Here is a 10,074-nt window from a genome sequence, read left to right as displayed (position 1 = left end):
GNNTNAGTCACCATCTACATTCACTGACACACCGCCTTCGCGAGCAAGCCCGCTCCCACAGGGGATTCGGTTTCTTCAAGGGGACTGGATTAACGGCAAAAACTTCAGCAACGCCGCGACGATGGCTTCGGGCGCATCTTCCTGAACCAGGTGCCCGGCATTGGGAACCGGATGGAACTGCGCCCCGGCGATCATCTGATGCAGCGCCCGTCCGCGCTCGATGGGAATCCACTGATCCTCCTCACCCCACAGAATCTGCACCGGGCAACGCACCGTCGGGTACAACCCTTCAGCCTCGCGGGTGTAACGCTCATCCATCTGCGCAATCTGCCGATAGAACGCCGCTTGCCCGGGATCGCCCAGCCACGGTTGCACATACGGGTCGAGCTCTTCATCGGGGATGTCGCGCTTGATCGCCCCGCGAATATAGGCCGGCACGATCACCTGTTGAATGTAATCGGGCAGTCCGCTGAACGCTGCTTCATGCTGGCGTACATGCTGCACGAACGGTGAACCCCAGGGCGTCAGCGCCACCGGATCAATCAATGTCAGGCTGCGGTAATCCTTGCCGTTGAGCAGGTGCGCGCGCAGCGCGGTGGCGCCGCCGAAGTCGTGGGCGACCACGTCCGGCCGATCCAGGCCCCAGTGATCGAGCAAGTTCGCCAACAGGTCGTTCTGCACTCCCAGCGACACGTCACCGGTGATTTTCTCGGATTGCCCATAACCCAGCAGGTCGAAGTAATACACCCGATGGGTGCTGATGAAGTGCGGAGCGATGCGGTGCCACACGTAAGACGAAAAGGGCGTGCCGTGCACAAACACCAGCGGCGGGCCGTCGCCACGCACGGCGTAGCTTACGGAGTGCCCGTTGAAGCGATAGGTCTGAGCCAGCGGCCAGTCAGTCCTCATGGGGATGTCCTCTTGGCGTGTTCGAGCCAAAAAGCATAGGCATAAAAAAACAGCCAATGAAGGCTGTTTTTTGTATCGCTGACGAAACGCAGTACCCCTGTGGGAGCGGGCTTGCTCGCGAAAGCGGTGTGTCAGTCAATATAGATGTCGACTGACACACCGCTTTCGCGAGCAAGCCCGCTCCCACAAGGGATTTTTGGTGTTCTTTAGAGCGGGTTACTCGCCGTGATAGATGCAGCCGCTGGTGCAGGTCTCATGGATACGAATTGCACTGAGTTCCGGCAGCAGGGGTTTGAGCTCATTCCAGATCCACTTGGCCAGCACTTCGCTGGTCGGGTTTTCCAGGCCGGGGATGTCATTGAGGTAGTTGTGGTCGAGGCGTTCATAGAGCGGCTTGAAAATCGCCTTGATCTCCGAGAAGTCGCGAATCCAGCCGGTATGGGGATCCAGGTCGCCGCTCAGGTGGATCGCCACTTTGAACGAATGCCCGTGCAGGCGCCCGCATTTATGGCCTTCCGGTACGTGGGGCAGGCGGTGGGCGGANTCGAACGTAAACTCTTTGAAGATTTCCACAGTGATTTCAGCTCTGTCAGGTGGCGATCGCCGCGGCGATGTGGGCAGGCGGCGAGTTTACCAGAGCGCCGGGCAAAACACTGACTAAAGGGTCAGCAAGCGTTCGCCGAGGCGACCATTGGCGGCCAGTTCGAGAAACTCGTCACCCAGGCGACGGCTTTCGTCCATCGTTGTACGCCAGTATTTCTGCCGGCTCGGGTCATCGCCCATGAAGCGCTTGAAATCACTGCGGTCCGGCAATTTGCCGTAGGGCAGGCGGGCCAGGTAGTCCTTGGACGGCGCCAACAGCAGCACATCCTGCAACCGCGCCGGGCAGGCTCGGCGCCACGGCAGGGTCTTGTCGAACCAGCCGGGAATGACCCGGTCGGTGAAATGCGGGTACAGCACGATGTCATCGCCGTGGTAGGGCAGGTCGAGGTGGTAGTCCAGCAGGCCGCCATCGCGAAATGTCCCCGCACCTGCGCCCGGCAGGTCTCGCACGCCTTCCATCACCATCGGGATCGAGCCCGACGCGAGCAGGGCCTGGCGCAGGTTGCCGGCATTCAACGCGACGAAGCGCGACGGGAAATCCTTAAGNGGATGCACCGGCGGCGCCTGGCGTGGGTCGTGGATGATCAGCCGCTCGAAATGCCGCGACAGCCGTGCGCGGCCCCGCAGGTTGTCGGCAATCACCGACGACAGGCCCAGGCCCAACCGCCCACGGTGGTCATCGGCGAGCAGGCCGTGGCTTTTGACCACCATGATGTTCAGGCGGTAGTCGGGGTTGTCCAGCACCGCCGCATCGCGACCGTCGAGCAGTTCATCGAGCATGCGCCGGGAGCTCTGGCTGATCTGCGCCATGGTCACGCCCTTGGCGAAATTCTGCTCGGTGTACAGCTGACCGAGGCGCCGGATGCCTTCGGCGGCGTCCGGCAGACAGGCGCTGGCGAAGCGCCAGGAACCGACTGATGCGCCAATCAACGAACGCTCCCGCGGCGCGGCCGGCAGCCATTCGCCAAACAACGCCAGGTCCAGACCTTGAATCCCCAAGGCTTTCGGTCCACCGGCGGCGCCCGGCAGCGTGCCGACATCGGCGGCGCTCAGGCCGTTTTCACGGATGCGCGCCAAGGCACGAGGGCCGGCCTTGAGAGTCAGGGAAGGGAACTTGATGTGGATGGCGGTCATACCGGTCTCGATGTCTGGCAAGCGGGGGATTATAAACAGGTCATGCAACGCCACAAATCCCCTGTGGGAGCGGGCTTGCTCGCGAAAGCGGTGTGTCAGTCGACATCTTAATCGCGTGATACACCGCCTTCGCGAGCAAGCCCGCTCCCACAGGGGCTTGTGTAATGCCGTCTGATGATGGCAATTCAGTTTCAGTTAAGTTCAGCTCGCTAAGGTGCCCCCCGTAGGCAACACATAAAAAATACGGAGACGCCCCATGAAATCCCTGACTGCCCTGTTCGCCGCGACCATCATCACCCTGACCGCCAGCCTCGCCCACGCCCGTGACTTGGGCCCCGACGAAGCCCTTCGGCTGCGCGACGCTGGTACCATTGTGTCTTTCGAGAAGCTCAACGCCACCGCTCTGGCCAAACATCCCGGTGCCAAAATCACCGAAACCGAGCTGGAGGAAGAGTACGGCAAGTACATTTACCAGGTTGAGATGCGCGACCCACAAGGCATTGAGTGGGATCTGGAATTAGACGCTGTCAGCGGGCAGGTTCTCAAGGATCATCAGGATACGTAATGAAGGTGTGTTCATTTTCACGCATGGCGCTGGTGCTGCTGGCGTTCTGCTCGGTCGTCATGGCCCGCGACCTCGATCAGGACGAAGCCCTGCGCTTGCGCCAGCAAGGCGTGATCCTGCCGCTTGAGCAACTGTTGAAACAGGCGCTGGACCGCTACCCCGGCTCCAAACTGCTGGAAGCCGAGCTTGAAGAAAAACACGACGTCTACATTTATGAAGTCGAGCTGCTGACCACCGAAGGGGTGGTCCGTGAACTGGACCTCGACGCCGCCACTGGCCAGTTACTGAAAGACAAGGAAGATTGATCGATGCGTTTGCTTCTGGTGGAAGACCACGTGCCGCTGGCCGACGAATTGATGGCCGGCCTCAACCGGCAGGGTTACGCCGTGGACTGGCTGGCCGATGGCCGCGACGCGGTGTATCAGGGCAGCAGCGAGCCTTATGACTTGATCATCCTCGACCTCGGCCTGCCGGGGTTGCCGGGGCTCGACGTGTTGGCGCAATGGCGGGCCGGTGGCCTGATGACCCCTGTGCTGATCCTCACAGCGCGCGGTTCCTGGGCCGAGCGTATCGAAGGGCTCAAGGCCGGCGCCGACGACTACCTGAGCAAACCGTTCCACCCCGAAGAGCTGCACCTGCGAGTCCAGGCGTTGTTGCGTCGCTCCCACGGTCAGGCCAATCAGCCGACGCTCAAGGCGGCGGGGCTGCATCTGGATGAAGGTCGCCAGTGCGTGACCCGCGACGGTGCCGACATTCAACTCACGGCCGCCGAATTCCGCCTGCTGCGCTACTTCATGCTGCACCCCGAGCAGATCCTTTCCAAAAGCCACCTCGCCGAACACCTCTACGACGGTGAAACCGAGCGCGATTCCAACGTACTCGAAGTTCACGTCAACCACCTGCGGCGCAAGCTTGGAAAAAGCGTCATCGAAACCCGTCGCGGCCAGGGTTACCTGTTCGGCGGGCAAGCCCAGTGAGGTCGATCCAGCGCCGCTTGAGTCTGGGGCTGATCAGCGTGATGGTAATCGTCGGTCTGGTGCTGGCGCAAACCAGTCTGTGGGTGTTCGAAATGGGGTTACAGCGCTACCTCGAAGACGGTTTGCGCAACGACAGCGAGAACTTGCTGGTGGCGCTGGTGCGCGGGCCGAACGGTGTGCAACTGGATGAGCAACGCCTGTCACCGGCTTACCAGCGNCCGTTCTCCGGGCACTACTTCCGTATCGATTTTGCCGACAAGCACTGGCGTTCCCGCTCGTTGTGGGATCAGGAGCTGCCGCCACTCGACCATCCCGGCCTGCACAGCAACCTGCAACTGGGGCCGGAAGGCCAGCAATTACTGGTGTTGCGTTCAGATTATCGACGGCTCGGGCAATCGATTTCGATCAGCGTGGCGCAGGACTACACGCCGGTGCGCGAGAGTTTCCGGCGCATGCAGCAGGTCGGCCTGGGCCTCGGGCTGGCGGGGTTGCTGCTGATTCTGCTGCTGCAACGGATCACCGTGCGCCGCGCCTTGCGTCCACTGGAAAAGGCCCGTGAGCAAATCGCCCAGTTGCAGCAGGGCCAGCGTTCGCAACTTGATNCTCAAGTGCCGCTGGAGCTCGAGCCGCTGGTGGCGCAGATCAACCACCTGTTGGCCCACACCGAAGACAGCCTCAAGCGTTCGCGCAATGCCTTGGGCAACCTCGGCCATGCGCTGAAAACGCCGTTGGCGGTGTTGCTGAGCGTGGCTTCCAGCGAGAAGCTCGACGCGCATCCCGAACTGCGCAAGCTCCTCAAGGCGCAGCTTGAGCAGGTGCAGCAGCGGCTCAATCGCGAACTCAATCGCGCCAGATTGTCCGGCGATGCGCTGCCGGGGGCGCTGTTTGATTGTGATGGGGAACTGCCAGGACTGTTGGCGACGTTGAACATGATTCATGGCGAACACCTGAACCTGAGCTACCGCGCACCGGCCGGTTTGCAGCTGCCGTGGGATCGCGAGGATTTGCTCGAACTGCTGGGCAATCTCTTGGATAACGCCTGCAAATGGGCGGATGCCGAGGTTCGGTTGAGCGTGGTAGAGACGGCGCAAGGGTTTGAGTTAAGCGTGGAAGATGATGGGCCGGGGATTCCCGAGGCGCAGCGCGATCAGGTGCTGAACCGGGGGACACGGCTGGATGAACAGACAGATGGGCATGGGTTGGGGCTGGGGATTGTGCGCGACATCGTCGACACGTGGGGCGGGGTGATGAGGTTGGAGGAGAGCGAGTGGGGCGGCCTGAAGGTCCTCATCACACTCCCCAAACGCTGACGCGGGCCTGAGGCTCACTGATCAACCTGTGGGAGCGGGCTAGCCCGCGATGGCGATCTAACAGTCAACATTGATGTTGGATGTTATGGCCTCATGGCGGGCAAGCCCGCTCCCACAGGTATTTGCATTAAACGCGAAACTGATCCATCAAACTCTGCTGTTGATTCGCCAGGCTATTGAGCGACTGGCTCACCCGCGCCGATTCATTCGCCTGCCCCGACAGCGACTCCGTGACATCGCGAATCGTCGCCACGTTGCTGTTGATCTCCTCGGCCACCGCGCTCTGCTCTTCGGCCGCAGACGCGATCTGCAGGTTCATGTCGCTGATCACCGTGACGGCATCGCCGATCTGGCGCAGGGCGGTGACCGCCTGGCCGACCTGCTCGACACTGCCTTGGGCCTGGCGATAGCTGTTGCCCATGGAACTGACCACCTCGGTGGTGCCGCTTTGCAGATGCTCGATCACCAGGCGGGTTTCTTCCACCGACTCCTGGGTGCGTCGCGCCAGGTTGCGGACCTCGTCGGCGACCACGGCAAAACCACGGCCGGCCTCACCGGCGCGGGCGGCTTCAATGGCGGCGTTGAGCGCCAGCAGGTTGGTCTGCTCGGCAATCCCGCGAATCACTTCCAGCACCGAACCGATTTTCTCGCTNTTGGCNGCCAGGCCTTCGACTTGCACCATGGCCGCGCTCATGTCGGCGGCGAGGTTGTCGATGCTAGTGGTGGTCTGATCGATGACGGTCAGGCCCCGGCGAGTCGCTTGATCGGCATCCTTCGCGGCCTGGGCGGCTTGCGCGGCACTGCGGGCGACGTCCTGGGCGGTGGCACTCATTTCATGGGAGGCGGTCGCCACCTGATCGACCTGGCGGTATTGCTGCTCCATGCCGGCGCTGGTTTCGCTGGCAATCGCGGCGGACTGGTCGGCGGTGCCACGGGCGTCCTGCACCGAGCGTTTCACCTGAGCAATAATCGGTTGCAGCTTGTCGAGGAAGCGGTTGAACCAGCCGGCCAGTTGCCCCAGCTCATCCTTCTTGTCATAGGCCAGGCGGCGGGTCAGGTCGCCTTCGCCGCTGGCGATGTCTTCCAGCATGCGTGCCACGCCGAGGATCGGTCGGGTCACGCTGCGAGCCATCAGCCACACCAGGATCAAGCCAATCACTGCGGCCAGCACACCGAGGCCGAGTTCAACCAGGGTGCCGCTTCTGTTGCTGTCATCGAGTTGGTTTTTCAGGGCTTCGGCGGGGCCGACCAGGACTTTTTCCGGCACGTCGAGCAACACGCCCCAGGACTTTCCGCCGGGGATCGGCTGGAACGGCGACAGCACTTTCAGTTGCTGGTTGCTGTGCAGGCTTTCGGTGTTGCTGCTGGTGGCGAGCATGCGAATCAGCTCGGCACCGTTGGTCTTGTCCACGGCGTCCAGGCGCTGGCTGAGTTTACTGGCGTCCGCGCTGTAACCGGCGAGCAAACCGACCGGGCTGANGATGCTGACGCGGGTCTGGCCGTCGTANAGCTTCTTGCTCGCGCCCTGACTCATGGCCTGCAGGCTGTTGAGGTTGATGTCCGCCGACAGCGAGGCGATGACTTTGCCATTGACCATCAGTGGGAAGACGATGCTGGTCATCAGCACGTTCTGCCCGTCGATCATATAAAAGTAGGGTTCGATGACGCAGGGTTTCAGGGTGGTGCGCGGGCAGGTGAACCAGGCGTTGGCTTTCTCGCCGCTGGGGCCTGTGCTGGTGTCGGACATGTCGCTTTCGGGCAGTGCCATGGAGGTCAGTTTGCCGGGTGTCGGCTGCGACCAGTAGAGAGCGAATCGGCCCTTGTCGTTGCTGCCCAGTTCCGCCTGGTTGGCGAACAACTCATCCTTGCCGTCCAGCGCATTGGCCTCGAACACCAGCGAGANGCCGAGCAAATCCGGGTTGGCNTGCAGCGCGGNCTTGACCTGGCGGGTCAGGTCTTCACGCAGGTCGAAGGCGTCCAGAAAACGTTTTTCCGCCTGATCGCGCAGGAACAGCACCTGACGCGAAAAACCGTGGCCGTATTGATAGGCGTCCATGAATTGCTGACGAATCACCAGCGCCTGGTTTTCACCCTGGGATTCGATCCGGGCCTGGGCGGCTTCGGTGAGCATCTCCATGCTCGAGGCTTTGACCTGTTGCGAGCTCTGCTCCATGCGATACAGCGACAGACCCACCAGCAGGGTCACGATTCCCAGCAGGCACAGGCCGGCCAGCAGGGTGATTTTCCATTGGATGGAAAGTTGTCTGAGCGACATGGAGAGACGTCCTTATTCGATATTTATCTGAGACTTTGCACTGTAACGGCCGTCATTCGGCTTTCTTTATGCCATCGGACAAATGGGCACTAGTGGCGAGGGCGCTAGCTCCCGCGGGGGGCGATGCGCCCCCAAAACCTGAGATAACGGTTTGTCAGATACACCGCATAGGCCCAATTGCGACTGCTGCGCAGTCGAACAGGAGCAAGCTCCCTCGCCACAGGTCACCCTAAGTTGTTACACATCTTCACCGACCACGCGCTTTGACACCGGGCCGACTCTGCGGCACAGTGCGCGCCCTCTAATAAAACCCATTCTTAAATCCGCTGGCGGCTCTTCGCAGACTGTCGGCTGAGCTCATTTCGCATGCCCTGAGGTAACGATGATTAATGCTGTAATTGCCGCGGTCGGCGTCATGCTGGTCCTCAGCCTGTCCCGCGTGCATGTGGTCATCGCCATCATTGTCGGCGCCCTGGTGGGTGGCTTGACCGGTGGCCTGGGCATTGAGGCCACGCTNAAAGCATTCAACGGTGGCCTCGGCGGCGGGGCGACGGTCGCGNTGTCCTACGCTTTGCTCGGCGCTTTCGCCGTGGCGATTGCCAAATCCGGCTTGGCTCATGCCCTGGCGGACAAGGCGCTGCTGTTGGTCGATCGCCAACACGCTAGCGGTGGCCGGCAGGTCAAGTGGCTGCTGATCGGCTTGCTGTGGGTGGTGGCCATCGCTTCGCAGAACATTCTGCCGATACATATCGCCTTTATTCCGCTGCTGGTGCCGCCGCTTTTATATGTGCTGACCAAACTGCAACTGGATCGCCGCCTGATCGCTTGCGTGATGACCTTCGGCCTGATCACGCCTTATATGATCCTGCCGGTGGGCTTCGGCAACATCTTCCTGAATGAAATCCTGCTGGCCAACGTTGCGCGCAGCGGCGTCGACATCAGCGGCATCAACGTCACCCATGCCATGGGCATTCCGGCGTTGGGCATGGTCGTGGGCCTTGCGGTGGCGTTTATCAGCTACCGCAAGAAGCGCGTCTACGACCTGGAAAAGATCGAGAAAGTCGAGCAAGTCGCGGTGGAATACAACCCGCTGAGCCTGATCGTCGCCGGTGTGGCGATCGCGGCGGCGTTCATCATTCAGCTGCTGCTGGACTCGATGATTATCGGCGCCCTGGCCGGCTTCCTGATCTTCTCGGTGTCGGGCATTGTGCGCTGGCGTGAAACCGACGACTTGTTTACCGAAGGCATGAAAATGATGGCGATGATCGGCTTCATCATGATCGCCTCCTCGGGGTTTGCCGAAGTGCTCAAGGCCACCGGTGACGTGCGTTCGCTGGTGGAAGCGTCNGCGGCGTGGATCGGGCACAGCAAAGGGGTCGGCGCGCTGTTGATGTTGCTGGTCGGTCTGCTGGTAACCATGGGCATCGGTTCGTCGTTTTCCACGGTGCCGATTCTTGCCGCGATTTTCGTACCGTTGTGCGTGCAACTGGGCTTCAGCCCGCTGGCCATCGTGTGCATTGTCGGCACGGCCGGTGCGCTGGGTGACGCCGGTTCGCCTGCATCGGACTCGACTCTGGGCCCGACCTCCGGTCTGAACATTGATGGCCAGCATCACCACATCTGGGACACCGTGGTCCCGACCTTCCTGCATTACAACCTGCCGCTGCTGGCGTTCGGCTGGGTGGCCGCGATGGTGCTGTAACCCCCTATCCCCTGTGGGAGCGTGGCTTGCCCGCGATTCTCCCACAGGGGCGGATTCAACTTTTGGTCCGGCGTGCCGTTAAAGCCTTTAACCACGCCAAAAAAATCAAAAGAGTGAACCGTCATGCGCATGAGCCTGAAGGCTAAAGTCCTGTCCCTTGCCGTTCTCCCGGTGTTGCTCTTTGCCGTGGTCATCAGCCTGACCACCGTGTGGATTCTGCAGGGCCAGGCGCGCAATGAGGTGGATGAAACCCGCCAGCGCCTGCTCAACGACGCCAAGACCACGCTGAAAAGTTATGTGGACGTGGCCATGACCACGATCAAACCGCTTTACGACGCGGCCGCCCCTGGCGATGACGCGGCGCGGGCGCACGTGATCAANNTGCTGTCNAACACCACCTACGGCAAGGACGGCTACTTCTTCGGCTACGACTCCGAGACCATTCGCCTGTTCAAGGGCAACAGCCCGGACGGCGTCGGCAAGAGCTTCAAGGACAACCGCGACCCCAACGGGGTCTACGTAAACCGCGACCTGGTCAAGGTCGGCAAAGACGGCACCCACTACCTGCAATACAGCTCGACCCAGCCGGGGCAGACCGA

Annotated in this window: 10 protein-coding genes and 1 pseudogene; 6 read left to right on the top strand and 5 right to left on the bottom strand. The window is 61.4% G+C overall.

Translation table 11 applies throughout. The annotated features are described in order from the left end of the window. Window positions 1–75: 75 nt before the first annotated feature. The 3 genes from B7L09_RS06450 to B7L09_RS06440 form a co-directional block, all read right to left on the bottom strand. Complete coding sequence (locus B7L09_RS06450) at window positions 76–909, bottom strand: alpha/beta fold hydrolase (RefSeq protein WP_094468210.1); 834 nt, start codon at window positions 907–909, stop codon at window positions 76–78. Between the two features lie 216 nt (window positions 910–1,125). Continuing rightward, window positions 1,126–1,482 carry a 6-carboxytetrahydropterin synthase QueD gene (gene queD / locus B7L09_RS06445; RefSeq protein WP_094468209.1) on the bottom strand — a complete coding sequence of 119 codons (357 nt, stop codon included), beginning with the start codon at window positions 1,480–1,482 and terminating at the stop codon, window positions 1,126–1,128. 84 nt (window positions 1,483–1,566) lie between these two features. Next, the gene (locus B7L09_RS06440) at window positions 1,567–2,646 is read right to left on the bottom strand and encodes a hypothetical protein (protein WP_094468208.1); all 1,080 of its coding nucleotides are present in this window, start codon (window positions 2,644–2,646) and stop codon (window positions 1,567–1,569) included. 256 nt (window positions 2,647–2,902) lie between these two features. Between B7L09_RS06440 and B7L09_RS06435 the strand changes: the two genes are divergently transcribed. The 4 genes from B7L09_RS06435 to B7L09_RS06420 are packed head-to-tail and all read left to right on the top strand — an operon-like array spanning window position 2,903 to window position 5,498. After that, the gene (locus tag B7L09_RS06435) at window positions 2,903–3,211 is read left to right on the top strand and encodes a PepSY domain-containing protein (protein ID WP_094468207.1); all 309 of its coding nucleotides are present in this window, start codon (window positions 2,903–2,905) and stop codon (window positions 3,209–3,211) included. Then, window positions 3,211–3,516 carry a PepSY domain-containing protein gene (locus B7L09_RS06430; RefSeq protein WP_094468206.1) on the top strand — a complete coding sequence of 102 codons (306 nt, stop codon included), beginning with the start codon at window positions 3,211–3,213 and terminating at the stop codon, window positions 3,514–3,516. The genes B7L09_RS06435 and B7L09_RS06430 overlap by 1 nt, the downstream gene beginning before the upstream one ends. Window positions 3,517–3,519: 3 nt before the next feature. Next, window positions 3,520–4,188 carry a response regulator transcription factor gene (locus B7L09_RS06425; protein WP_094468205.1) on the top strand — a complete coding sequence of 223 codons (669 nt, stop codon included), beginning with the start codon at window positions 3,520–3,522 and terminating at the stop codon, window positions 4,186–4,188. After that, a complete protein-coding gene (locus tag B7L09_RS06420) occupies window positions 4,185–5,498 on the top strand; it encodes a sensor histidine kinase (protein ID WP_094468204.1) in 1,314 nt (437 codons plus the stop codon). The genes B7L09_RS06425 and B7L09_RS06420 overlap by 4 nt, the downstream gene beginning before the upstream one ends. 127 nt (window positions 5,499–5,625) lie before the next feature. On the opposite strand, the gene B7L09_RS32755 is transcribed toward B7L09_RS06420, so the two are convergent. Further along, window positions 5,626–6,381 (bottom strand): methyl-accepting chemotaxis protein, encoded by a 756-nt coding sequence (locus B7L09_RS32755; protein ID WP_438269295.1) that lies wholly within the window; start codon window positions 6,379–6,381, stop codon window positions 5,626–5,628. Between the two features lie 102 nt (window positions 6,382–6,483). Then, window positions 6,484–6,630: pseudogene (locus B7L09_RS32750) on the bottom strand (HAMP domain-containing protein); the annotation flags it as partial. 1,528 nt (window positions 6,631–8,158) lie between these two features. On the opposite strand from B7L09_RS32750, the gene B7L09_RS06410 reads away from it, so the two are divergent. Then, window positions 8,159–9,475 carry a Na+/H+ antiporter family protein gene (locus B7L09_RS06410; protein WP_176457667.1) on the top strand — a complete coding sequence of 439 codons (1,317 nt, stop codon included), beginning with the start codon at window positions 8,159–8,161 and terminating at the stop codon, window positions 9,473–9,475. Between the two features lie 123 nt (window positions 9,476–9,598). Continuing rightward, the coding region (locus B7L09_RS06405) for a cache domain-containing protein (protein WP_176457666.1) at window positions 9,599–10,074 on the top strand (476 nt) is incomplete at its 3' end.

Source organism: Pseudomonas mandelii, assembly GCF_002251635.1.
GTDB classification, from domain to species: Bacteria; Pseudomonadota; Gammaproteobacteria; order Pseudomonadales; family Pseudomonadaceae; genus Aquipseudomonas; species Aquipseudomonas mandelii_B.
The sequence above is the reverse complement of the archived record's forward strand: the minus strand, read 5'-3'. Positions and strand labels throughout refer to the sequence as shown.

What these genes read in the sequence shown, in the direction of transcription:
- B7L09_RS06425 (WP_094468205.1), top strand. Translation starts at nt 3,520, where the DNA reads ATGCGTTTGCTTCTGGTGGAAGACCACGTGCCGCTGGCCGACGAATTG.
- B7L09_RS06430 (WP_094468206.1), top strand. Translation starts at nt 3,211, where the DNA reads ATGAAGGTGTGTTCATTTTCACGCATGGCGCTGGTGCTGCTGGCGTTC.
- B7L09_RS06435 (WP_094468207.1), top strand. Translation starts at nt 2,903, where the DNA reads ATGAAATCCCTGACTGCCCTGTTCGCCGCGACCATCATCACCCTGACC.
- B7L09_RS06450 (WP_094468210.1), bottom strand. Translation starts at nt 909, where the DNA reads ATGAGGACTGACTGGCCGCTGGCTCAGACCTATCGCTTCAACGGGCAC.